We start from the raw sequence: 23,477 nt of genomic DNA, 5'->3' as shown, positions 1-23,477 counted from the left end.
CGATGTTCTTTCGTGGTCAGAGCACGCCGTCGGCGCGCAGTTGTGCGATGTCGGACACGGACATGTCGAGCAGTTCGCCGTACACCTCGGCGTTGTGTTCACCCAGGCGCGGCCCGAGATGGCCGATTCGGCCGGTGGCTGACGAGAACCGCGGGACCGGTGCTTGCACGGTCACCGCACCCAGCTCGGCGTCGTCGACCGATACGAACACCTCCCGGTGTTTGAGTTGTTCGTCGGCGATCAGATCGGTGATGTCGTAGACCGGTGCGGCCGCCACCTCCTGCGCCTCGAACACGGCCATCGCCTCGGACAGCGTTTTGGTGGCGACCCAGTCGGCGACCACCTCGTCGACTTCCCGGGCCCGCGCCAGGCGGCGTTGCGGGTCTGAGAAGTCGGCGTCGGTGACCAGGTCGTCGCGTCCGATGGCGCGAAACACCCGCAGCGCCAACGCCGGTGAACTTCCTGACATCGCCAGCCACTTGCCGTCGGCAGTGCGGTAGGTGTTGCGCGGTGCGGAGATGTCCCAGCGGTTCCCGGCCCGTTCGGGGACCAGTCCCAGTTGGTCGTAGCCCAACAGCGTCTGCTCCAACAGCCTGGCCAGCGGGTCGATCAGGTTGACGTCGATCAACTGGCCCGGCGCCCCGTGCACGTCGCGGTGGTAGAGCGCCATCATCACCGCGTAGGCGGCGTTGAGCGACGCCACACCGTCGGCGAGCATGAACGGCGGCAGCGTCGGCGGGCCGCCGGCCTCTCCCGTGATGTGGGCGAAACCGCTCATCGCCTCGCCGAGCGTGCCGAACCCCGGACGCTCGCTCTTCGGCCCGGTCAGCCCGTAACCGGTGATGTGAAGCATCACGATCCGCTCGTTGACCGCGCGCAGGCTCTCGTAGTCGAGACCCCATTTCTGCAGGGTCTGCGGGCGGGTGTTGACCACGACGACGTCCGCCTGCTCGGCGAGTCGGCGTGCGATTGCCTGTCCGTCGGCGCTGCGCAGGTTCAAGGTGATCGACCTCTTGTTGCGGGACAGGGACTTCCACATGAGTCCCACGCCGTTGCGCTGGTTCCCCCAGGTGCGAATCGGATCGCCGTACTTCGGATCCTCGACCTTTATCACCTCGGCACCGAACTCGCCCAGGTAGGTTGCCGCCAGCGGGGCGGCCGCGAGCGTCGCGAACTCGAGGACCCGCAGACCGTCGAGCATCACGCCGGAACCCTGGCGGGGGGCCGCTGCAGCCCGAGGTGTCCGCGCAACGTCGACGACTCGTACCGCGTACGGAACAAGCCCCGTCGTTGTAACTGCGGAACGACCATCCGGACGACATCCTCGAACGCACCCGGTAAATGCGTTGCGGCGAGCACGAACCCGTCACAGGCGCCGCCGGTGAACCACTCGGCCATCTGATCGGCGACCTGTTCGCCCGTGCCCACGAAACGGGGGCCCTGCAGCAGGGTGGCGCGGTGGCCGGCGAGGTCGCGCACCGTGACCGTGTCACCGCCGATGTGGGTGCGCAGATTCTGTACCAGGCCGCGGATCCCCGACACCGACGCAATCAGCTCGTCGGTCACCGGATCGTCGAGGTCGTGCTGGGCGAAGTCGTAATTCATCAACTCCGACAGCAGGGTGAGCGAGGCCATCGGGTGCACCAGGTCGTTGAGGAACATCGCCTCGCGTTCCTTGGCGTGTGACTCCGTCTCGCCGACCACGGCATAGGCCATCGGGCAGATGCGCACCGCATCCGGGTCGCGTCCGGCGTCGGCGATCCGAGCCTTCTGATCGGCGTAGTGCTCACGGGCCACCTGAAGGCCAGGGTCACCGGTGAAGATCAATTCGGCCCAGCGCGATGCGAATTCACGACCGCGACCGGACGAGCCGGCCTGGATGATCACGGGACGTCCCTGCGGCGTCCTGGGAACGGTCAGCGGACCGCGGGCGGAGAAGTACTGGCCGACGTGGCCGAGCTCGTGCACCTTCGCCGGATCCGCATACTGACCTGAGGCCCGATCGTGCAGCACCGCATCGTCCTCCCAGGTGTCCCACAGGCCGGTCACTACGTCGAGGAACTCGTCGGCGCGGTCATAGCGTTCGTTGTGGCCGAGGTGGCTGTCAACGCCGAAGTTCTGCGCCTCGCTGTCGTTGACCGACGTCACGACGTTCCACGCGGCGCGGCCGCCGGACAGATGGTCGAGGGTCGCGAAAGTCCGCGCGACGTGGAACGGGGCGTAGTACGTGGTCGAGTACGTCGCGCCGAGGCCGATGTGCGACGTGGTCTGCGCCAACACCCCGAGCACCACGCCGAGGTCCAGCTTCACCGGGCGCGCACCGTAGCGGGCGGCTTCGGCGACTGAACCGCCGTATATGCCCGGCATGGCCAGCCGGTCGTCGAAGAACATCAGATCGAAACAGCCCTCTTCCAGTTGCCGGCCGATCTTGGCGTAGTAGGAGGCGTCGAGATAGCCGTGTTCGGTGGCGGGATGGCGCCAGGATCCGGCGTAGACCGAGGTGCTGCCGGCTTGCATGAAGGCGACAAGCGCCATCTGGTCGGTGCGAGTCATAGTGCTGAAAGTTAACATGTGATATATCAGATTTCAAATGTGGGGTGTCTGACCTGTTAAAGTCGCTACATGACAGGTTCGGTGGACATCGCCGGCACCGTCCGGGAACGGGCGGCGCGCGAGTTGCGGGACCGCATCCTCACCGGTGTCCTCGCGCCAGGCACGCGGATCGACCTCGACGCGATCACCGAAGAGTTCGCGACCAGCCGCACACCGGTACGGGAAGCGTTGCTGGAGCTCTCTTTTGAGGGGTTGGTGCGCGTCGCGCCGCGCAGCGGCATCACAGTCATCGGCATCAGCCCGCGCGATGTGCAGGACAGCTTCACGATTTTGGGGGTGCTCACCGGTCAGGCTGCCGCGTGGGCGGCCGAACGGGTTTCGGTCGAGGAGCTCACCCATCTGCGCCAACTCGCCGCCGACGTCGCTGCGCGGTCGGGCGACGAAGCGATCGGGGAAGCCAACTGGCGGTTCCATCAGGAAATTCACCGTGCCGCGCACTCGCCGCGGTTGCTGACCCAGATCCGGCAGGCCGCGCGCGTCGTGCCGACCAACTTCCTCACCGTTTTCCCCGAACACGAAAAGCACTCGTTGTCCGAGCATGAGGATCTGCTGGCCGCACTGGCGAGCCGCGACTCCGACTCCGCGCGCGAGATCGCCGAACACCATGTGCTCGAAGCCGGTCGATCCCTGGCTGACTGGCTGGACAGCCGGAAGATGTAGGCTGGCCGCGCAGCTGGTTTGCCGACGGCGCGATCTCACGACGAGGTGGTGCCGTCTGCACCGAGCACTGCACGCCGGTTCGGGTGTGGTGCGAGAGGGAACCCGGTGAGAATCCGGGACTGTCCCGCAGCGGTATGCAGGAACGACCGCCGTCATAAGGCACTGGCCCACGGGCTGGGAAGCGACGGCCACTAGGTGCACGAGATCTCGTGCGGGCCTGCGAGTCCGAAGACCTGCCAGTTGTACCGGGCGCGCCGCGTCCGGTGGTTCATCGCCTCGTGGAACGGGCTGTGGCCGAAGCGGTCAGCCTTGGCTCGACCGTGTCGGTGCAGTCCTCTTGGCGGTGGCCATCCGCTGTACCGATGAGGACGTCGCCATGACCGCACAACCATTCACCGCCACCATCCTCGGGTCGCCGCGCATCGGCCCGAACCGCGAACTCAAACGAGCCGTCGAGAAGTACTGGGCCGGCGCCACCGGGCGAGACGAACTCGAATCCGTGGCCGCAAAGTTGCGCCGCGAGACCTGGGAGGCGCTCGCCGCGGCGGGCCTGGATTCGATTCCGGTGAACACCTTTTCCTATTACGACCAGGTGCTCGACACCGCGGTCATGGTCGGTGCGCTGCCGGCGCGCTTCGGGAAGGTCGCCGACGGACTCGACCGCTATTTCGCCGCCGCGCGGGGCAACGACGAGATCGCGCCGCTCGAGATGACCAAATGGTTCGACACCAACTACCACTACATCGTGCCCGAGATCGGTCCGGATACCCGCTTCGAACTCGATCCGTCGAAGGTTCTCGGTGAACTCGAAGAAGCGCGCGCTCAAGGTATTCCGGCCCGACCGGTGATCATCGGACCGGTCACCTTCCTGGCGCTGAGCAAGGCGGTCGACGGTGCGGGTGCGCCGCTCGACCGACTCGCCGAATTGACCGTCGCGTACGGCGAACTGCTGCAGATTCTCGCCGAGCGCGGCGCCGAGTGGGTACAGATCGATGAACCCGTCCTGGCCACCGACATCATCGGCAACGCCGCGGAACTCGCCGAGCGCACCTACGCGTCGCTCGGGCGACTGACCGACCGGCCGGCGATCTTGGTGGCCACCTACTTCGGCGAGCTCACCGATGCGCTCCCCGCGCTGGCACGCACCCCGGTCGAGGCGATCGGTGTGGACCTGGTCAGCGGCGACGGCCGGTCCGCGGTCTCTGCCGTTCCCGAGCTGACTGACAAGCTGCTCGTGGCCGGTGTCGTGGACGGGCGCAATGTCTGGCGTACGGACCTCGAGGCGGCCCTCGAAACGCTGACGACGCTCCAGGGCTCGGTGCGGCGCCTCGCGGTCTCGACATCGTGCTCGACGTTGCACGTGCCCTACACGCTCGATGCCGAGCCGGACATGGATGCCGCGTTACGCAGCTGGCTGGCATTCGGCTTCGAGAAGGTGACCGAGGTGGTCGCGCTGGCACGGGGACTGAAGAATGGCAGCCAGGCCATCGCCGGTGAGATCGTCGCCTCGAATGCCGCCGTCGTGTCGCGTCGGTCAGATCCGAGGCTGAACAACGAGTCTGTGCGCGCCCGGATTTCGTCCCTCGCAGCGTCGGGCACCGGGCGCGGACCCGCCGGCCGGCGCCGTGCGGCGCAGCAGGCCCGGCTCGAGCTGCCTGCGCTGCCCACCACCACCATCGGCTCGTATCCGCAGACGTCGGCGATCCGGGTGGCGCGAGCGGATCTGCGAACCGGCAAGATCGATGCGGCCGAATACGAGCGACGGATGAAGGGCGAGATCGCCGATGTGATCCGGCTGCAGGAGGAGCTGGGGCTCGACGTACTCGTCCACGGTGAGCCCGAGCGCAACGACATGGTCCAGTACTTCGCCGAGCAACTCGAAGGATTCTTCGCGACGCAGAACGGCTGGGTGCAGTCCTACGGCAGTCGGTGCGTTCGCCCGCCGATCCTCTACGGCGACGTCAGCAGGCCGGAACCGATGACGGTGGCGTGGATTACGCACGCGCAGTCGCTGACCGACAAACCGGTCAAGGGCATGCTCACCGGGCCGGTCACGATCCTCGCTTGGTCGTTCGTGCGTGACGATCAGCCGCTGGCGGAGACGGCGGAGCAGGTGGCGTTGGCCATCCGCGATGAGACGGTCGATCTGGAGTCAGCGGGAATCGCGATCATTCAGGTCGACGAACCCGCCCTGCGCGAACTCCTGCCCCTGCGGAGCAAGGACAAAGAGGCCTACCTGCGGTGGGCGGTCGACGCGTTCCGCTTGGCGACCTCGGGCGTCGCCGACTCGACGCAAATCCACACGCATCTGTGCTATTCGGAGTTCGGTGAGGTCATCGGCGCCATCGCGGACCTCGATGCCGACGTGACCTCGATCGAGGCGGCTCGGTCGCACATGGAGGTGCTCGGCGACCTCAACGCCGCCGGTTTCACCAACAGCGTCGGCCCCGGTGTCTACGACATCCATTCACCACGGGTTCCCGCGGTCTCCGAGATGGCCGCCGCGCTACGCGAAGCGCTCAACGCGGTGCCCGCAGAGCGCCTCTGGGTCAATCCGGATTGCGGACTGAAGACGCGACGGACAGAGGAAGTGGTGGCGTCGCTGCGGAACCTCGTGGCCGCGGCCAAGGAGGTTCGAGCCAAGGAGGTTCAGGGCACGGCGGACTAGAACGGGCTGCTGTTCTGCTGCCAGCGCGCCTCTTCGGGCCGGGGGCCGAAGCGCCGGATGTAATCCTCGTGTATGGCCGCGTCCTTCTGACGCTTGATCACGTCGACCAGGTTCTGGTCGAGACCGTGCTGGGCGAGGCGGTGCCTGCGCCAGATCTTGTTGAGCGCCAACGCCATCAGGACTGCCCAGATGAAGATGGGCGCGGTCATCTCGAATCGCACGTAGAACGAGGTGGGTAGCAGCCAGATCGGTGCGAGGATCAGCAGCGGCGGGATCGCCATCCGGATCATGTGCCTGCGCAACGCGCCGGGACCCGCGAGGTCGTTGGCCACCCAGTCCCGCATCGAGTCGGGCAGCCGGCGTCCGTAGGAGTAGGTGATGTACTGAAAGAGGTTGGGGCGGACGTCAGACACGATGCTCCTTGTTGTTGTCGAGTGCACCCGCGGCGCGGGCGGCGGTGTTCACGCGCGTGAGCGCGTTGCGAAGATCTTCCAGTTCCTCGAGGTCGACACCCAGGCGGTCGACCACCGCGGGCGGAATCTGCAGGGCCCGCTCACGCAACCGCATCCCGGCCGCGGTGAGGCGCACGTCGGTGGCGCGTTCGTCGCCTGCGCGGCGGGACCGCGTGATCAGGCCCAGCGATTCGAGTCGCTTGAGCATCGGCGACAGTGTCGCCGAGTCGACCTGCAGCGCGGCAGCGATGTCCTTGACCGACAGCGGCGCACCGGATGTCGTGTCGCCGGTGGCGATCTTCTCGTGATCCCACAGCGCGAGCATCACCAGGTACTGAGGGTGGGTGAGGCCCAGCGGTTCGAGCAGGGGCCGGTAGACCGCGAGCACGGCCCGGTTGGTGACCGCCAACGCGAAGCAGACCTGCTGTTCGAGTGCCAGCGGGTCGATATCGGTGGGCAGCGAGGAAGTCACAAAACCATCGTGCCCTAATTGTTAGGGCCCTAGCAATGTCGTTTCTGTCACATCGGTTTGGCCGGTTCGCCGCGCGGAGACCCCTTCGGCATGGGAACACCGAATGACCCGCCCGCGACGCCGGTCGATGCCACCAAAGCGACCGCCGAGCAGCGTGAACTGCAGGACGAACTCGACCACCGCGACGACGATCCCGACGCGCCGGGCAGGCATCAGGACCGCCACGCCGTCGCCGACGAGATCTGATTTGGGCGGCAGCGGCCGAAGCGAGTAGATTAGGTAGTCTAATAAATCTGCTTCGACTGGAAGGTTCCGATGACCCGCACCGACAACGACACGTGGGATCTGGCGTCGAGCGTCGGGGCCACCGCCACCGCGGTCGCCACGTCACGCGCGCTGGCGTCCCGCGGCCCGCAACCGCTGCTCGACGATCCATGGGCCGAGTCGCTGGTCCGTGCGGTCGGCATCGAGAACCTGGTCGCGATGCTCGACGACGATCGCGCCGACCCGGCCACCCGGCGGACGATGAACGAGCAGGTGGCCGTGCGGACCCGGTTCTTCGACGACTTCCTCGTCGAGGCCGCGGCGTCCGGCATCCGGCAGGCGGTGATCCTGGCCTCGGGCCTGGACACCCGTGCCTACCGGTTGCCGTGGCCGTCGGGCACGGTGGTCTACGAGATCGACCAACCAGATGTGCTCGAGTTCAAGGCCCGGCAGATGGCGACATTGGGGGCCGAGTGCCCGTGCGCGCACCGGGCGATCGGCATCGATCTGCGCGACGACTGGGTCGCTGCCCTGGCCGCCGCTGGACACGACGCCGGACGCCCGACCGCCTGGATCGCCGAGGGATTGCTGATCTACCTACCGGGAGAGGCGCAGGACCGCCTCTTCGGCTGCGTCACCGCGCGGTCGGCGAGCGGCAGTCGCATCGCCACCGAACAGATGGATCTGCAGAGCCTGCCGGCGGACTGGGCCGAGCGGCTCACCGAGCGGTCGCGTCGCACCGGCTCGGACCTCGACCTGGGCGCGCTCTTCTACATGGGCGAAAGGAACGCGCCCGCCGAATACCTGACGGGGTGCGGGTGGCGGGTGAGCGTGCTACCGGCGAAAAACGCCTACGCCGCGCACGGATTCGACTACCCCGACGACGAACTGGCGTGGTACGGCGAATCGGCCGGATATCTGACCGCGAACCTGGGCTGAACCCGCCCCGGGTCAGCGCGGAACTCCCAGCGCGATGACGGCGGCATCGTCTCTGAGACCGCGGCCGAAACTGGTCAACAGCTCGCACATGGCGTCGACGATCTGCTCAGCGGTGGCCGGCGCATGCGATCGCACGAACCGCAGCAGGGCGCCCTCGTCGTCGTAGCGGCGCCGCCCCACACCGGTGCCGGCCTCGGTCAGCCCGTCGGTGTAGAGCACCAGGGTGTCGCCGGGCGACAGGTGGAAACGGTGAGAGACGAAGCGCGGGTTGTGATTCACGCCGACCGCCTGCCCGCCGACGGTGTCGGCGTAATAGGCCGCACCGTCGGACACGATCAGCAGCGGCGGCGGGTGCCCGCCGCTGGCCAACTCGACGTCGAAGCCGTCACCGCTGGGGGTGACGTGTCCGTCGATCACGGTGCACAACCGGTTGGCGCGGATGTTCTGCTCCTGCATCAGCACCGAGTTGAGCACCTCCAGCACTTTGACCGGATCGTGATCGGCCACTGCGGCCGAGCGCAGCACATAGCGCGTCAGCCCGGCGACGACGGCCGCGTCGACGCCCTTGCCCGCGACGTCGCCGAGAAAGAATCCCCACGTCGAACGCGTCAGCGGGAACAGGTCGTAGAAGTCGCCGCCCACGTCGTCGTCGGAGGCGGTGTGGTAGTACGCGGCGGCGTCCAGGCCGGGCGGGGGAGAAAGGTGCGGGGGAAGCAGTGAGCGGCGCAGGGTTTCGGCGAAGGCCTGCACGCGGCTGCGTTCAGTCTCGGCATTCTGCCGCTGCGCCAACAACTCTCGCTCGTAGGCCCGCCGGTCGCCGGCGTCGACCGCGGTGATACGCAACAGTTCGGGCTGCCCGTCGGCGCCGATTTTGAGGTTGGCGGTCAGGATGATCGGCAGCCGGCGGCCGTCGGCGGCGGTCAGGTCGACCGTGACCCCGTCGAGTTTGCCGTTCATCCGCAGCAGTGCCCGGAAGTGAGTGTCGAAGTGGATGCGCCCGCCGACGGTGAGGAGATCGGTGATCATCTTGCCGCGCAACGCATCCGGGTCGTAGCCGAGCCACCGGCTCAGCGTCGCGTTGGACCGCAGGATGCGACCGTTGGGCTCGGCGATCAGGTGACCGCACGGCGCGTTCTCCCAGTGGTCCTCGACGTCGGTCATACCGCTGTGGCGAACTCCGCGATCGCGTCGGCGGTGATTTCGGGATCGCTGACGTGCGGGCAGTGTCCGGTGGCGTCGAGGGTGACCAGTCGGCTGTCGGGCACGTGCTCGTGCACGTAACGGCCGACGTCACGGGGTGCGATCGCGTCCTCGGTGCATTCGATGACGAGGGTCGGCACACCGATCTTCGGAAGGTCGGCGCGGTTGTCGGACAGGAACGTGGTCCTGGCGAACGAGCGGGCGCGGTCGGGATCGGTGCGGCAGAACGAGGCCTCCAGTTCCTCGCTCAGTTCGGGGCGCTCCGGATGGCCCATGATCACCGGTGCCATCGCGTGCGACCAGCCGAGGTAGTTGAGGTCCATCGAGTCCAGTAGTTCGTCGATGTCCGCGCGGGAGAACCCGCCGCGGTAGCCGTCGTCGTCGATATAGCGCGGTGACGGGGTGAGCATCACCAGCTTCGCGAACCGGGACGGCTCTTTGATCACCGCGAGCGCGCCGATCATCGACGCCACCGAGTGCCCGACCAGGATCACGTCGCGCAGGTCGAGTTCGCGCACGAGGTCGACGATGTCGTCGGCGTACCCGTCGAGCGACGCGTACTTCGCCCCGTCCCAGGCCTGCGGGTCCGAGGCCCCGGAACCGACGTGATCGAACAGCACGATGCGGAAGTCGGATTCCAGCCGGTCGACGACCAGGCGCCACAGGTTCTGGTCGCATCCGAACCCGTGGGCCAGCAACAGGAGCGGGCCCTCGGCACGGCCAACAATCTTGATGTTGTTCCGAGTCCAAGCACTCACGATCAGCAGCTTAGGCATCTCGGTCCGTGCGCCGCTGCCGACATGGTGCACGACGCCGATCGTCGGCCCGTCGTAGAAGGGCCGCACTGTCGCATGTGCCCGACCCTACGAATGGACGCCGGCAACCAGCCGCGTAGTCCGCGCCTACGGTGGAGCCCCCTGTCGGGATCGAACCGACGCGCTCCCGCTTACAAGGCGGGTGCTCTACCACTGAGCTAAGGAGGCCTGCGGGCTCCGAGTTTATCCGGTCGGCGGTCCGGGGAACTCCGCTGCCCGTGACTGTCAAGGACGATCTGCTCAACGATTTCCCGCACGTCTATCCCGGCCTGGCGCGCCCCGAGGTCGAACAACTGCTCACGCTGCTCGACAAGAGCGCGAGCACCGGGGGCGGGTTCGGCATGAGCATCGCCGCCGCGCTCAAACCGCTCGTGCCCGACATCGCGAGCCGGCTCGAGTCCTACAAGCAGTCCGACGTCAACGACTACGTCCGGATGCTGCGCGGCGCCACCGTGCTGCTGCTGCAGCGCTGGCAACCCGAAGATCAGCCGCCGCCGCCCGAGAGCGTCGCCGACGAGGTCGCCGCCCTCGAGGCCTGAGTCACTCTTCGACGTCGATGATCCGCTGCGACGTCACGCTGCGCGACGACCGGGCGCGCGGCCGCCGGCCCGGAAGCGGAATCCGGTCGGCGATGTTGCTCAACGGGTTGACCACCTGGCTGAGCGTCACCACCGCCTCGTGCAGCGCGTCGATCGTCGGCGCCAGCGCCTCCAGCCCGGGCGCCAGCCGGTTCAGCGTGTCGGCCACGTCGGCGAGCTTGAGCAGCGGCCCGTCCGGGTCGGTCAACGTGTCGAGCAGTCCACCTTCGGCGAGCAACCGGTCGGCCACCCCGTCCTCGCGCAGCACCCGCTCGATCAGGCCGTCGTTGGCCAGCAGCTGATCGGCCAGCCCGCCCGGCGCGATCACCCGCGACAGCGCGCCGTCCTCGGTGGTCATCCGGTCGACCAGCCCGCCCTCGGCCATCACCTGGTCCATCAGCCCACCGGGGGCCACCGCCCGCGCGACCGCACCGTTCTCCGCGGTCATCCGGTCCAGCAGGCCACCCTCGGTGGTCAGCTGGTCGATCAGCCCACCCGGCCGCAGCAGTCGGTCCAGCGGGCCGTTGGGCGCCAGCGCCCGCCCGAGCGGCGCGTCGTCGTCCATCAGACGGGCCAGCCGGTTCGCCCGCTCGACCGCGTCGTTGAGCCCCAGCATGTTGGCGAAAGATGCCGACCCGGCGCCCTCGGCGGCCGTCGTCTCGCCCAGCGTCCGCTGCGCCATCCCCACCGCACCGGTGGCCATCGCCAGCCCTACGTCGGCGACCGCCAGCGCGGCGCGGGCCGGGGCGGTCGCGATGTCGGTCAGGGCTTTGCCGAGGTTCATCGCCTCAGTCTATGGATCGCACAAGGCCAAACTCACAGGAACTTGACAGCGACTATGCAGCATCATTACAAGCCTGGCGGCAGACAGTAGGGGAATGGCGATGCCTGCGTTACCCGAGAACACCCCCGAGGCCAAGGTCCTCGTCGTGGACGACGAAACCAACATCGTCGAGCTTCTCGCCGTCAGCCTCAAATTCCAGGGCTTCGAGGTCCACACCGCCTCCAACGGCCCGGCCGCGCTCGACAAGGCCCGTGAAGTCCGTCCCGACGCGGTGATCCTCGACGTGATGATGCCCGGCATGGACGGTTTCGGGCTGCTGCGCCGGCTGCGCGCCGACGGTATCGACGCGCCCGCGCTGTTCCTCACCGCCCGCGACTCCCTGCAGGACAAGATCGCGGGCCTGACGCTGGGCGGAGACGACTACGTCACCAAACCCTTCAGCCTCGAGGAAGTGGTCGCGCGGCTGCGGGTGATCCTGCGCCGCACCGGCCGCGGCGTCGAGGAGCCCCGCAACTCCCGGCTGTCGTTCGCCGACATCGAACTCGACGAGGACACCCACGAGGTGTGGAAGGCCGGTCAGCCGGTCTCGTTGTCGCCCACCGAGTTCACGCTGCTGCGGTACTTCATCATCAACGCCGGCACCGTGCTGTCGAAGCCCAAGATCCTCGATCACGTCTGGCGCTACGACTTCGGCGGCGACGTCAATGTCGTCGAGTCCTACGTGTCCTACCTGCGCCGCAAGATCGACACCGGCGAGAAGCGGCTGCTGCACACACTGCGCGGCGTCGGCTACGTGTTGCGCGAGCCGCGATGACTGTGCGCCCGCGCGGCACACAATAGGCAGATGGGCACCGTGGGTGGGCGCGGCGTGCCGCTGCGCGTGGCGCTGGTGGCGGCCACCCTCGTGCTGGTGGCCTGCGGGCTGCTGGCCTCGGGAATCGCGGTCACCTCGATTCTGCGGCACACCCTGAGCAACCGCGTCGACCAGGAACTGCTCGACGCGTCGCGCGGGTGGGCGGCGCAGACGCCGCAGGGCATGCCCGCCCGCCCGGTCGAGGGGCCGAACCCGACGCGTCCGCCGTCGAACTTCTACGTCCGCGGCGTCGGCCCGGACGGACGCACGTGGATGGCCGTCAACGACCGCGACGCCGAACCCGACCTGCCCGCCGACAACGACGTCGGTCCCGTCCCGGTGACCATCGGATCGGCCGACGACTCCGGTGTGCTGTGGCGTGCGATGACCGTGCGCGGACCCGGCGGCGAGCTGATGACAGTCGCGATCGATCTGAGCGACGTGCAGATGACCGTGCGGGAGCTGACGTACGCGCAGGTCGGGATCGGGCTCGCCGTCCTGCTGGTCCTCGGCGTGGCCGGCTACGCGGTGGTGCACCGCAGCCTGCGCCCGCTCGTCGAAGTCGAGCGGACGGCGGCCGCGATCGCCGCCGGCGAGTTGGACCGCCGGGTGCCGCAGCGCGATCCGCGCACCGAGGTCGGTCGACTTTCGTTGGCGCTCAACGGGATGCTGTCGCAGATCCAGACGGCGATGGCGGCATCGGAGTCCTCGGCCGAGGCGGCACGCCGCTCCGAGGAACGGATGCGACGGTTCATCACCGACGCCAGCCACGAGCTGCGCACCCCGCTGACGACCATCCGCGGCTTCGCCGAGCTGTACCGCCAGGGCGCGGCCCGTGACATCGAGATGCTGATGAGCCGGATCGAGAGCGAGTCGAGCCGGATGGGTCTGCTGGTCGAGGACCTGCTGCTGCTGGCCCGCCTCGACGCGCAGCGGCCGTTGGAGCGCCGCCCCGTCGACCTGCTGACCCTGGCCGCCGACGCCGTGCACGACGCGCGTTCGATCGCGCCGAAGCGGGCCATCACGCTGGAGGTGCTCGACGGGCCCGGCACCCCGGAGGTCCTCGGCGACGAGGCCCGGCTGCGTCAGGTGCTGGGCAACCTGATGGCCAACGCGTTGCAGCACACACCCGAGACCGCCGGGGTGACGGTGCGCGTCGGCACCGCAGACGGGCGCGCGGTGCTCGAGGTGTGCGACGCAGGCCCCGGCATGACCACCGAGGACGCGCAGCGGGTCTTCGAGCGTTTCTACCGGGCCGACTCGTCACGGACCCGCGCCAGCGGTGGCACCGGGCTGGGGCTGTCGATCGTCGACTCGCTGGTGCACGCGCACGGCGGCACCGTCAGGGTGACCACGGCGCCCGGGAATGGCTGCACGTTCACGGTGAGCCTGCCGCGCATCGCCGACCTGTCGGAGACCGAGGCGCCGGCTCAGGTCAACTGAGCCAGCGCGTCCTTGATCTTGGCCTGCGCCTCGTCGAGCGATTCCGGCGCCGGGTTCTGATCGGCGTTGGCGAAGCCGAAGTCGGCCAGGTCGCTGGTCGGGAAGACGTGCACGTGCAGATGCGGCACCTCGAGGCCGGCGATGATCACCCCGGCCCGCTCGGCGGGGAACGCCTTGACCACGGCCTTGCCGATCAACTGCGCCACCTCCATGACGCGGCCGAACACCGCGGGCTCGATGTCCTGCCAGTTGTCGATCTCCGCGCGGGGGACGACGAGGGTGTGGCCCTGGGTGATCGGCGCGATCGTCAGGAAGGCGACGACGTCGTCGTCCTCGTAGACGAAGCGGCCGGGCAGTTCTCCGTTGATGATCTTGGTGAAGACGGTCGCCATGGGTTCGAGCATTCCAGGACGGCGGTGTGCGCGCCGACCGGGGGTGGCGGCATGACGACACCGACCACGACGGGCCACTGAGGACGAAGCCCCCGGCATCAGGGCGGGCCAGTCAGCGGCGACTTCGAAAGGCCCTGTCCGATAAAGCATTTCAGATCAAGTCACTTCAAGTATTAGTTAACACGTTGTCATACAGTCGGTCTCGTTGAAGCTGGCGGACTCAACAACGAAAGCTGTTGTCGATAACCGGTTCTCATGTATGTGCCGTGTCTTGACGTTATCCGCCCGGTAGGCGGGGTGCCGGCCGAGTTCTTGCTCGAGACAGCTAACACGGCAGCGAACGGTGCGTGGAATCATCCCTCCTGAGGGCGTGCCACCCACCAGGGCGACAAAAGTTTGCTATTTGCCCACTGCGGGCCGGTGCTTTTACGGCCTAGCGCGGCTCCGGCCAATATCAACGGACCCGTCAATCATAGGCGATTAACTGAAGATTCCGATCCAATGATCTAGATCTAGGGCGTTCAACAGCGGAAATGTCCCCACTGTACCTGTACGGCGTTTGATCGGGGTTTTGCTGAGCCGACGCCGGGTGCTTGCCAAGCGCAGAACATCGGCGGTGCTCAGCCCGCAGTTATCGCTTTGCCATGGTTTTGGTGTCATAGTCATTGACGAACGGCGTTCCTGATCTATCGGGAGGCCGTGCTAGGCGAACACTGAGACGCAGCAAACTCCGAGAGGGAGCGGACTTGCTGCCGTGCCGACACGCGACCGTGCCGAAGCCGCTGCGGTTGACGAACGCGTACCCGTGCGGGTTATCGGAATGAGCGGGGGGAATCTTCGATGACGCTGGCGACAAGAACGCGCGTCCGGTCACTGCACCGGATCGCCGCCGACCACACAGAGTGGTGGATAGCCGCTGCAACTGCGGTAATCTCGATCGTTGCTCTGATCTATGTTCACCACCGGGGCAATATCGTCGGATACGGCGACGCTGCCTCCCATCTGCAGATCGCGCGGCGAGTCCTGGACAGCCCCACCTCCGGTTTCGCCCAGCTCGGCAGCGTATGGCTACCGCTGCAGCACCTCCTGATGCTGCCGTTCGTCTGGTACTCGCCGCTGTTCTACAGCGGGATTGCCGGAAGCGTTGTCAGTATGGCGAGCTACATCCTGGCATGCGTCTACCTCTACCGCATCGTCCACGGACTGACGAACGGAAATCGCGTCGCCGCGGTCGCGGGCGTGCTTGTTTTCGCGCTGAACCCGAATATCGTTTACATGCAGAGCGTTCCGATGGCGGAACTCCTGTTCTTCGCGACGACCGCGGCGACATTGTTCTACCTGCAGGCGTGGATCCAGACCGAGCGCAAGGCGTACCTTTTCGCCGCCGCATTCGCCTGCGCATTCGGCGTCCTGACCCGCTATGAGTCCTGGCTCATGACGATGTTGGGCTTCACCGTCATCGTCCTGATCGTCGCGCTGAAGCGCTACGACAGGACGAAGACCGAAGGCTCGGTGCTCGGCTTCATCTTCATCGCCTGGGCCCCGGTCATCGGGTGGCTGGGCTGGAACTGGCTGATCATGGGTCACCCCATGTACTTCCAGATGGGCGAGTACGCGATGTCGGCGCTGTGGGTCGACCCGAACGACCCTTCGGTCGGGGACCTGCTCACCGCAGTGAAGACCTACTGGTACGCGGTCGTGCACAATCTCGGCCTTCCGATCGTCGTCGCCATGCTCGTCGGTCTCGGCGCCATCCTCGCCCGCAGGCGCCGACTCGACTCGCTTCCGGTGCTCAGTCTGGCCGCGCTGCCGGTGTTCTTCACCTGGGCCGTCTACAGCGGAACCCGACCGATGAACGTCACAGAGACCAGCGGTTACCTGTACAACCTGCGCTTCGGTCTGGTCGTGGCGCTGCTCGCCGCCGTCGCGATCGGATACTTGGTCAGCACGCTGCCGTCGCCGGCCAGGCTGCCTTCCGCCGTGGCGACGGCGGTGCTGGCCGTCGCTGTCGCCACCGGCGGCGTCATCACGGTCGCCGAAACGCAAACGGGGGTGGCCCGGGCAGTCACCGACGGCCGCAGCGAGGTCTCCGCATTCTTGCGCGAGCACTATGACGGCGGCCTGATCCTGCAGGAGTCATTCGACAACGAGACCGTGCTCTTTCACGCGAAGATCCCGCTCCGCAACCACATCTATGAGGGCAGTTACCGACTTTGGGAACCCGCTCTCGCCTTCCCGGCCGCGAACCACATCAAGTGGATCGTGATGCGCGGCGGCCGAAAGCCCGACAAGGTCCACCAGGCGCTTTCCGGATCGGAGCGACTCGAAGGATATCGACTCGTGTATCGCAACGACGAGTACTTCGTCTACAGCAGGGGGTGAGGTGGTGAGGCAGACATCTGAGCGGTTGGTCACTCGTGGACAGGGCGTGACGTTCTACATCTTGTTGTTCGTCGCGGGCGTCATGGTGGTCAAGTGGCCACTGATCGCCAAAGTGGCTGTGTGGGCGGGAATCCTGTTCTTTGCGGTGTTCGTCGGGTTCAAGATGGTGCTCTGGTTCGAGTCGAACCGGCACCGGTTCCCGATCTATGCGTTGCCGAGTCCTGACGACCCGGACCTGCCTCTGTACACAGTGTGGGTTCCGCTGTTCCGGGAAGGACCCGCGCTGCCCGGGCTGCTCAACGGTCTGGCCGACCTGCACTACCCGAAGGACAAACTGCAGGTTCTGCTGCTGCTCGAAGAACAACAACGCGATCCGGAGACGCACGCGGCGGTGGCAAGCCGCGAGCTGCCGGACTACGTGTCGGTGGTCGTCGTACCGGCGGTCGCGCCCTTCGGTAAGCCCAAGGCGCTCAACGCAGGTCTGGCCGTGACCGAAGGCGAATTCGGGGTCATCTACGACGCCGAGGACCGCCCGGAACCTGACCAGCTGCTGAAGGCGGTCGGTCGCTTCCGGTCTTCGGGGCCGTCGCTGGGTTGCCTGCAGGCGCGACTGCACTTCAGCAACGGGACGAGCAGTTGGACGTCGCGAATGATGTGGGTGGAGTACATCATTCACTTCGAGTGGGTCCTGCGCGGAATCGACAAGATCGGTCTGGTGATCCCGTTGGGCGGCACATCGAACCACTTCCGGGTGGAGGCGCTCAGGAGCATCGCCTATGACAAGTCCGTGCTCCCGGCGGGTGCGGAGGGCATCGGCGCCTGGGATCCGTGGAACCTCACCGAGGACGCCGAGATCGCCGGAGCGTTGACCTGCGCCGGCTACGACATCGAACTGTTCGACTCTGTGACCTACGAGGTCGCATCGCGTCGGCTGCGGGTGGCGATCCCGCAGCGGAGCAGGTGGCAGAAGGGTTACACCCAGACCGGGCTCGCCTATCTGCGCTCACCCTGGCGGACCTCCCGCAACATGGGCGTGGTGCGCTGGTTCTTCTACACCTTCTTCCTGCTCGGCACGCCCACCAGCATCCTGTTGAGCACGCTGTCGTGGATACTCACGATCGCGTATTTCTGCACGCGCTCAACGGCGATCGAGCAGTTGTTCCCGGCGCCGTTGTTCTATCTCGGCGTAATACTGCTGGTTTTCGGCAACTTCGCGTTGTTCGTCCAGCACATCATCGCCGCGTATCACCGCGACGGGTACTGCACGATCAAGTGGTTGCTGCTCCTGCCGGTCTGGCAGCAACTGGCCACGGTGTCGGTTCTCGTCGCATGGAAGCAGTTGCTCCAGAAGGGGAAACGTCACTTCTGGGCCAAGACCGAGCACGTCGAGGATCTCGACACCAGGGATGGTGTCGACGACGACGTTCCTGAACTGGTACCGCCGGGCCGTGTCATACCGATACCGCTCGCTGAAGCACGTCCAGCCACGGAAAGTGGGTGAGGGGCCCCATGATCTCGACGAACAAGAAATCAGTCGGCTACGCGCGATACATCGGACGGGTGGGGGCGTTGGCGGTGGCGCTGGGTATCGGCGGCGCGGTCGCGACCGCGCCCGCTGTGGCCTGGGCGGACGACGCCTCCGACAACTCGGCCGCATCGGCCGGGGGCGCCGATGAGTCGTCGGCGTCGCCGGGTCCCGGCTCGTCCGCGACCAACCCCTCCACCCCGGGCTCGCCGTCCGAAACCCCCACCGACGGCGAGTCCGGGGCCCCCCAGAAGGATCCGGACCCACCGACCTCACCCTCGAGTGCCGCCATCGACGAACCGGCGGTGATCGTGCGCAGTTCCGGCGGTGCGCATACCACCGACGCCGATGATTCCGCCCAGGCGCCACCGGAGGATGAACCGCCGGTACGGACCAAGAAGAAGTCCGGCCCGCGGCAGCTCGCGCCCACACGGTCGCAGCCGCCGCAACCCCGTGTCGCAGAATCGATCCCGCAGGTGCACAAGCGATCCGTCCGCACCACCGCGGTAGCCGAGACCGTCGCTGCGCGAGAAGAGATACACGCCCCTACGGTCCCCGTCACCGTTCAACGTGGTCACCCGGCGAACGACCGGCCGGCGCCCGCGGCGGACGGCACCCCCTCACTTGAAGTAGCGTCGAGTTCTGCCGAGGTGGTCGGTCTGCTCGGCGGGAACCCAGCGCCGGTATGGGATCGAGGTCCGATGCGGGCCCTTGCCGACATGATGTGGGCGGCAGTCGGTTGGGCGCGCCGACAAGTCGACGACTGGTTTCCACACCTCGCGCCGCGCGCCGCCGTGACTCCTGTCGCGGCCGCTGTAGAACCGACGACGACGTCGGTCTCCTTCGAAACCAGCCCGCGGATCGGCGAGACGCAAGGTGCCGTGTTGGTGCCCATCGTCCGCACGGGGGATCTGAACCGGGTGACCATCGTCGAGTACGGAATCACCGCCGACACCGCCACGGCCGGCGTGGACTATCTCGGCACAAGCGGGACGGTCACGATGGACGTCGGAGTGCAACGCGTCTATGTCTCCGTGCCGATCATCGACGACACCTCACCCGAGCCGACCGAGACATTCGTGGTTTCGATCGTCAACGTCGAGGGCGGCACACTGTTGTTCCCGCGAACGGCGCGCATCGAGATCCTCGACGACGAGAACCCCGTCGTCGACCCCACAGCGCCGCCGCTGACGTCGGACTACGTGGTCACCGAGGAGGTCGTGATCTCCGGTAGCGTGACGCAACCCTTGTCGTTCGAGTTCTCCCGGCATGACCCGTCGCTGATCTATGTCGCCGAAAAGGGCGGAACCATCAAAGTATTCGACATCGGGTCCGGCAACAAGGTCTCCACCTTCGTCGACATCAGCGCAAAAGTGAACAACATCCAGGACCGTGGCCTGATGGACATTGCGCTGCACCCGAATTTCGGGCAGCCGGTGCCGCCCGGCGCGCCCGAGCACAACTATCTCTACGCGTTCTACGTTGTCGACCCCCCGCAGACCGCCGGCCAGCCCGCGGGCACGAACGCGGGACCCGACGGCGGCGGCAACCGCTTCGCCTATCTGGTGCGGTTCACCGCCGACGCGGCGACCAACTACACCACCGCGGTGCCCGGCAGCGAAGTGATCATGCTCGGCGGCGTCGGCGTCTCGCTCCAGGACATCAGCGGCGCCGGAGCCGTCGACAGCACCAGCGACATCAGCCTGCCCGAATCCGGTCTGGACCCCGCCACCGGCGAGTACGTCGACGACTACATCAAAGTGGACTCCCGCAGCCACGCCGGCGGATCACTGGCGTTCGGGCCGGACGGCGCGCTCTACGTCTCGATCGGCGACGGCACGTCCTTCGATGTCGTCGATCCGCGAAGCGTCAGCGTGCAGAACCTGGACAGCCTATCCGGGAAGATACTGCGGATCGACCCGGTCACGGGTCTGGGCCTGCCGGACAATCCGTTCGTGCAAGCCGGTGACGACCTGGACACCAACCGCGCCAAGGTCTATCAGCTGGGTCTGCGCAACCCCTTCTCCATCGGATTCGCCGCTGACGGGCGCCTGTTCATCACGAACACCGGCTGGTTCAGCTGGGAGGAGATCGAAAGTGGGTACGCCGGAGCGAACTTCGGCTGGCCCTACTTCGAAGGCGGCGACAACGACGTCCTGCTCCCGACAGTCGGATATCAGGAACTGCCCGGCGCGTCGGCGTTCTACGCGGCCGTCGGCAGCGGTGCCGTCACGGTCACACCGGCCTACCGGGCGTTCTCCCACGACGAGAACGCCCCGGGTTATCAAGTCGGCGCCATCGTGGGCGTGCCGACCGTCGCCTACACCGGAACGCGCTACCCGGCAGAGTTCCAGAACAGCCTGTTCTTCACCGACGTCAACGACGGAGAGGTGTACATCGTCGACGTCAACGACCGCAGCAAGGTCACGTTCCTCTACCAGAGCCAGACCGCGCCTGTCGCCTTCAGCCAGGGGCCGGACGGATACATGTACGTGGCGAACCTCTACGGAGACAGGATCACCCGACTGATCATCGAACCGAAACCACCCGCCCCGGCGGTGGGCTTTGTCCCGCGGGGGAGTGCGGGTGTGGTCGATGGTGGGTTCGTGTTGACGTCGGGGGCGCATCAGGCGGGCACGGTGATGTCGCAGGGCCGCATCGATGTGCGGCAGGACTTCACGTTGGGTTTCGAGGTGAATCTGGGTGACAGTGACGGCGGCGCCGATGGGGTGGCGGTGGTGTTGCACAACGACGCGCGTGGGGTCGAGGCGGTCGGTATCCACGGCACGGGGCTCGGTGTCGGCGGTATCGCCGACGGGCTGGCCATCGAGTTCGACACCTATTACAGCAGTGCGTTGAATCTGGTCGAGTCCAGCATGCCCGGTGTGGAGATCGCCGACGATCACACCGGATTCGTCGGCACCGACACCGGTTTCGCGTCGACGCCGGTGGCGCTGCCCGATCTGGAGGACGGGGACTGGCATGCGGTGGTGGTGCACTGGGATGCGGATGCTCAGACGCTGAGCTACACCCTGGACGGCCAGGCCATGGGCACGCTGAACTCCGACATCGTCACCGAGTTCCTCGGCGGCTCGGATTTCGCCCATATCGGTATCGGCGCGGGCACCGGATCGCTGACCAACCCCCACGCCGTCCGCGGCATCACCATCACCGCCACCGCCGAAGGGCAGCCCCCGGCGAACACCCCGCCGCTGGCGGTGGCCGATACAGCGACGACGGCCGCGGACACCGCGGTCACCATCACCGTGCTCGGCAACGACAGCGACCCCGACGGCGACCCGCTCACCGTCAGCGCCGTGACGAATGTCGTGGGCGGCAGCACCACGATCAACGCCGACAACACGGTGACCTTCACCCCGACTGCCGGGTTCAGCGGTGCCGGCGGTTTCACCTACTCGGTCTCCGACGGGACCGCGACCGGCACCGCGCCGGTCGTCGTCACGGTCACCGCGGCACCCGATGCCGTGGGCTTCGTCCCGCGGGGGAGTGCGGGTGTGGTCGATGGTGGGTTCGTGTTGACGTCGGGGGCGCATCAGGCGGGCACGGTGATGTCGCAGGGCCGCATCGATGTGCGGCAGGACTTCACGTTGGGTTTCGAGGTGAATCTGGGTGACAGTGACGGCGGCGCCGATGGGGTGGCGGTGGTGTTGCACAACGACGCGCGTGGGGTCGAGGCGGTCGGTATCCACGGCACGGGGCTCGGTGTCGGCGGTATCGCCGACGGGCTGGCCATCGAGTTCGACACCTATTACAGCAGTGCGTTGAATCTGGTCGAGTCCAGCATGCCCGGTGTGGAGATCGCCGACGATCACACCGGATTCGTCGGCACCGACACCGGTTTCGCGTCGACGCCGGTGGCGCTGCCCGATCTGGAGGACGGGGACTGGCATGCGGTGGTGGTGCACTGGGATGCGGATGCTCAGACGCTGAGCTACACCCTGGACGGCCAGGCCATGGGCACGCTGAACTCCGACATCGTCACCGAGTTCCTCGGCGGCTCGGATTTCGCCCATATCGGTATCGGCGCGGGCACCGGATCGCTGACCAACCCCCACGCCGTCCGCGGCATCACCATCACCGCCACCGCCGAAGTCGTGGCGGTCTAGGCGCTCCCGCCGAGCTTGTCGTGCAGTTCGGCGACCGTCCACGGCGGACTGTCGTGGTGATCGCGGTAGGCCAGGATCGTCGGGCTGGGCCGGTCGAAGCGGCCGACGAAACCGCCGGCGGCGATGAAGATCTGCCCGGTGATGTTCTTCGCCGCATCGCCGGCCAGGCAGGCGTAGGTCGGCGCGACGTACTCCGGCGGCGCGGCGTCCAGCGCGCCCTGCATGCTGACGTCGTCGAGCAGGCCGCGGCGGTTCAGGTCCGCGATGTGGGCTTCGTAGTCCGCGCCGGTCGACAACCGGGTGCGCGCGCCCGGGCACACCACGTTCGCGCGGACACCGTGCGCCTTGAGTTCGGCGGCGATCGCCAACGTCAGCCCGTTGACCCCGCCCTTGCCCGCCGGATAGCCCGTGCCGCCGTAGTCGCCGAGGAACGCGAACGAGCTGGTGTTGACGATCGCGCCGCCGCCCCCGGCCACCATCTTCGGCGCGGCGGCGCGACACGTTTCGAACACCGTGCCCAGGTGCGCGTCGATCAGGTCGCGGAACTGCGCGGACGAGATGGTCAGAATCGACGAACCCGCGGGCTCGGCGGTGCCCGCGCAGTTGACCAGGATGTCGATGCGGCCGAACTCCCGCACGCAGGTGTCGACCAGCTCGTCGGCGACCGCCGGTTCCGCCGGTGAGCCGGCCAGGCCCACCGCGCCCGGAATCTGTTGTGTCGCTTGGTCGACCGCGTCTGCGTCGCGGCCGTTGACGACGACGCCCGCGCCCTGTTCGGCCAGCAGCGTCGCCACCGCCAACCCGACGCCGCGTGAACCCCCGACGATGACCGCGCCGCGGCCGCTCAGGGGTGCGCTACTGGGCATCCCCTGCTTCGCTGAACTTCATCGCGTCCATGTTCCAGTAGCCGCGCAGGTTCGTGATCAGGCCGGCGTCGTCGGTCCTGTAGGTGAACACGCCGCGGACGGTGGCCACGAAGCCGTTCGGGAACGTGGTCTCCAGCACCAGGATGTAGGCGATCTCGTTCGGGCTGCTGGACGGGAACGTCTCCTCGCGGGTGACGCGCAGCTGGTTCGGCCCGATGTTGGTGTCGTAGAACGCCGCAACGGCGTCCTTGCCGCGCACGCCGGTGCCGTCGGGGTTCGTGACGGCCTGCCCGATCGGATCCTCGATGACGATGTCGTCGGCCATCAGCGCCAGCCAGCCGTCGCGGTCACCGCTTTGCACGCACCGCCACGAGTTCTGCGAGGCCGCGACGACGGGCGTCAGCTCAGCCGTCTCAGTCATGCCACTCCTTCATCCGCGGAGCA

The 23,477-nt window shown here is 67.2% G+C and carries 21 protein-coding genes, 1 tRNA gene and 1 riboswitch; of the genes, 10 read left to right on the top strand and 12 right to left on the bottom strand.

What is annotated here, in order from left to right; translation table 11 throughout:
• Positions 1–16: 16 nt before the first annotated feature.
• Positions 17–1,201 carry a CaiB/BaiF CoA transferase family protein gene (locus BHQ18_RS11710; protein ID WP_069413772.1) on the bottom strand — a complete coding sequence of 395 codons (1,185 nt, stop codon included), beginning with the start codon at positions 1,199–1,201 and terminating at the stop codon, positions 17–19.
• The gene (locus BHQ18_RS11705; RefSeq protein ID WP_069413771.1) at positions 1,201–2,553 is read right to left on the bottom strand and encodes an LLM class flavin-dependent oxidoreductase; all 1,353 of its coding nucleotides are present in this window, start codon (positions 2,551–2,553) and stop codon (positions 1,201–1,203) included. Before BHQ18_RS11705 ends, BHQ18_RS11710 begins: the two co-directional genes overlap by 1 nt.
• A 69-nt stretch (positions 2,554–2,622) precedes the next feature.
• Between BHQ18_RS11705 and BHQ18_RS11700 the strand changes: the two genes are divergently transcribed.
• Positions 2,623–3,273 carry a GntR family transcriptional regulator gene (locus tag BHQ18_RS11700; RefSeq protein WP_069413770.1) on the top strand — a complete coding sequence of 217 codons (651 nt, stop codon included), beginning with the start codon at positions 2,623–2,625 and terminating at the stop codon, positions 3,271–3,273.
• A 64-nt stretch (positions 3,274–3,337) separates the two neighbouring features.
• Positions 3,338–3,528, top strand: a riboswitch (cobalamin riboswitch).
• A gap of 121 nt (positions 3,529–3,649) precedes the next feature.
• Positions 3,650–5,941 carry a 5-methyltetrahydropteroyltriglutamate--homocysteine S-methyltransferase gene (gene metE / locus BHQ18_RS11695; protein WP_069413903.1) on the top strand — a complete coding sequence of 764 codons (2,292 nt, stop codon included), beginning with the start codon at positions 3,650–3,652 and terminating at the stop codon, positions 5,939–5,941.
• On the opposite strand, the gene BHQ18_RS11690 is transcribed toward metE, so the two are convergent.
• Both BHQ18_RS11690 and BHQ18_RS11685 read right to left on the bottom strand, forming a co-directional pair.
• On the bottom strand, positions 5,938–6,354 hold the full coding sequence (locus BHQ18_RS11690; RefSeq protein ID WP_069413769.1) for a DUF5313 domain-containing protein: 417 nt from the start codon (positions 6,352–6,354) through the stop codon (positions 5,938–5,940). The genes metE and BHQ18_RS11690 overlap by 4 nt on opposite strands.
• The gene (locus tag BHQ18_RS11685; RefSeq protein ID WP_069413768.1) at positions 6,347–6,865 is read right to left on the bottom strand and encodes a MarR family winged helix-turn-helix transcriptional regulator; all 519 of its coding nucleotides are present in this window, start codon (positions 6,863–6,865) and stop codon (positions 6,347–6,349) included. Before BHQ18_RS11685 ends, BHQ18_RS11690 begins: the two co-directional genes overlap by 8 nt.
• Before the next feature lie 90 nt (positions 6,866–6,955).
• On the opposite strand from BHQ18_RS11685, the gene BHQ18_RS30095 reads away from it, so the two are divergent.
• Both BHQ18_RS30095 and BHQ18_RS11680 read left to right on the top strand, forming a co-directional pair.
• Entirely contained in the window at positions 6,956–7,111 is a 156-nt protein-coding gene (locus BHQ18_RS30095; RefSeq protein ID WP_165614551.1) for a hypothetical protein, read from the top strand.
• A gap of 69 nt (positions 7,112–7,180) precedes the next feature.
• Positions 7,181–8,068 (top strand): SAM-dependent methyltransferase, encoded by an 888-nt coding sequence (locus BHQ18_RS11680; RefSeq protein WP_069413767.1) that lies wholly within the window; start codon positions 7,181–7,183, stop codon positions 8,066–8,068.
• 12 nt (positions 8,069–8,080) lie between these two features.
• On the opposite strand, the gene BHQ18_RS11675 is transcribed toward BHQ18_RS11680, so the two are convergent.
• The 3 genes from BHQ18_RS11675 to BHQ18_RS11665 form a co-directional block, all read right to left on the bottom strand.
• Entirely contained in the window at positions 8,081–9,229 is a 1,149-nt protein-coding gene (locus BHQ18_RS11675; RefSeq protein WP_069413766.1) for a SpoIIE family protein phosphatase, read from the bottom strand.
• Positions 9,226–10,026 carry an alpha/beta fold hydrolase gene (locus BHQ18_RS11670; protein WP_109789270.1) on the bottom strand — a complete coding sequence of 267 codons (801 nt, stop codon included), beginning with the start codon at positions 10,024–10,026 and terminating at the stop codon, positions 9,226–9,228. Before BHQ18_RS11670 ends, BHQ18_RS11675 begins: the two co-directional genes overlap by 4 nt.
• A gap of 150 nt (positions 10,027–10,176) precedes the next feature.
• Positions 10,177–10,251, bottom strand: a tRNA-Thr gene (locus BHQ18_RS11665).
• Between the two features lie 50 nt (positions 10,252–10,301).
• Here BHQ18_RS11665 and BHQ18_RS11660 point away from each other — a divergent pair.
• Positions 10,302–10,622: a hypothetical protein gene (locus BHQ18_RS11660; RefSeq protein WP_069413765.1), complete on the top strand. Its 321-nt coding sequence runs from the start codon at positions 10,302–10,304 to the stop codon at positions 10,620–10,622.
• 1 nt (position 10,623) lies between these two features.
• Here BHQ18_RS11660 and BHQ18_RS11655 read toward each other — a convergent pair whose 3' ends face one another.
• Positions 10,624–11,445 carry a hypothetical protein gene (locus BHQ18_RS11655; protein ID WP_069413764.1) on the bottom strand — a complete coding sequence of 274 codons (822 nt, stop codon included), beginning with the start codon at positions 11,443–11,445 and terminating at the stop codon, positions 10,624–10,626.
• A 94-nt stretch (positions 11,446–11,539) separates the two neighbouring features.
• On the opposite strand from BHQ18_RS11655, the gene BHQ18_RS11650 reads away from it, so the two are divergent.
• Both BHQ18_RS11650 and BHQ18_RS11645 read left to right on the top strand, forming a co-directional pair.
• Positions 11,540–12,259 (top strand): response regulator transcription factor, encoded by a 720-nt coding sequence (locus tag BHQ18_RS11650; RefSeq protein WP_069413763.1) that lies wholly within the window; start codon positions 11,540–11,542, stop codon positions 12,257–12,259.
• A gap of 30 nt (positions 12,260–12,289) precedes the next feature.
• Positions 12,290–13,741, top strand: coding sequence for a sensor histidine kinase (locus tag BHQ18_RS11645; protein WP_109789264.1), 1,452 nt, complete (start codon positions 12,290–12,292; stop codon positions 13,739–13,741).
• On the opposite strand, the gene BHQ18_RS11640 is transcribed toward BHQ18_RS11645, so the two are convergent.
• Positions 13,729–14,133 carry an HIT family protein gene (locus BHQ18_RS11640; protein WP_069413900.1) on the bottom strand — a complete coding sequence of 135 codons (405 nt, stop codon included), beginning with the start codon at positions 14,131–14,133 and terminating at the stop codon, positions 13,729–13,731. The genes BHQ18_RS11645 and BHQ18_RS11640 overlap by 13 nt on opposite strands.
• 840 nt (positions 14,134–14,973) lie before the next feature.
• Between BHQ18_RS11640 and BHQ18_RS11635 the strand changes: the two genes are divergently transcribed.
• Both BHQ18_RS11635 and BHQ18_RS11630 read left to right on the top strand, forming a co-directional pair.
• Positions 14,974–16,515: a glycosyltransferase family 39 protein gene (locus tag BHQ18_RS11635; protein ID WP_069413762.1), complete on the top strand. Its 1,542-nt coding sequence runs from the start codon at positions 14,974–14,976 to the stop codon at positions 16,513–16,515.
• Positions 16,516–16,519: 4 nt separating this feature from the next.
• A complete protein-coding gene (locus tag BHQ18_RS11630; protein WP_131815675.1) occupies positions 16,520–18,016 on the top strand; it encodes a glycosyltransferase in 1,497 nt (498 codons plus the stop codon).
• A gap of 37 nt (positions 18,017–18,053) precedes the next feature.
• Here BHQ18_RS11630 and BHQ18_RS29870 read toward each other — a convergent pair whose 3' ends face one another.
• Entirely contained in the window at positions 18,054–18,380 is a 327-nt protein-coding gene (locus tag BHQ18_RS29870; RefSeq protein ID WP_131815674.1) for a hypothetical protein, read from the bottom strand.
• Between the two features lie 361 nt (positions 18,381–18,741).
• Between BHQ18_RS29870 and BHQ18_RS11625 the strand changes: the two genes are divergently transcribed.
• Positions 18,742–22,167: a lectin-like domain-containing protein gene (locus tag BHQ18_RS11625; protein WP_131815673.1), complete on the top strand. Its 3,426-nt coding sequence runs from the start codon at positions 18,742–18,744 to the stop codon at positions 22,165–22,167.
• Here BHQ18_RS11625 and BHQ18_RS11620 read toward each other — a convergent pair.
• Both BHQ18_RS11620 and BHQ18_RS11615 read right to left on the bottom strand, forming a co-directional pair.
• Positions 22,164–23,033 (bottom strand): SDR family NAD(P)-dependent oxidoreductase, encoded by an 870-nt coding sequence (locus BHQ18_RS11620; protein WP_069413759.1) that lies wholly within the window; start codon positions 23,031–23,033, stop codon positions 22,164–22,166. The genes BHQ18_RS11625 and BHQ18_RS11620 overlap by 4 nt on opposite strands.
• Entirely contained in the window at positions 23,023–23,454 is a 432-nt protein-coding gene (locus BHQ18_RS11615) for a nuclear transport factor 2 family protein (protein ID WP_069413758.1), read from the bottom strand. Before BHQ18_RS11615 ends, BHQ18_RS11620 begins: the two co-directional genes overlap by 11 nt.
• Positions 23,455–23,477 lie beyond the last annotated feature (23 nt).

It is taken from the genome of Mycolicibacterium flavescens, assembly GCF_001722335.1.
GTDB lineage: Bacteria > Actinomycetota > Actinomycetes > Mycobacteriales > Mycobacteriaceae > Mycobacterium > Mycobacterium flavescens.
The sequence above is the reverse complement of the archived record's forward strand: the minus strand, read 5'-3'. Positions and strand labels throughout refer to the sequence as shown.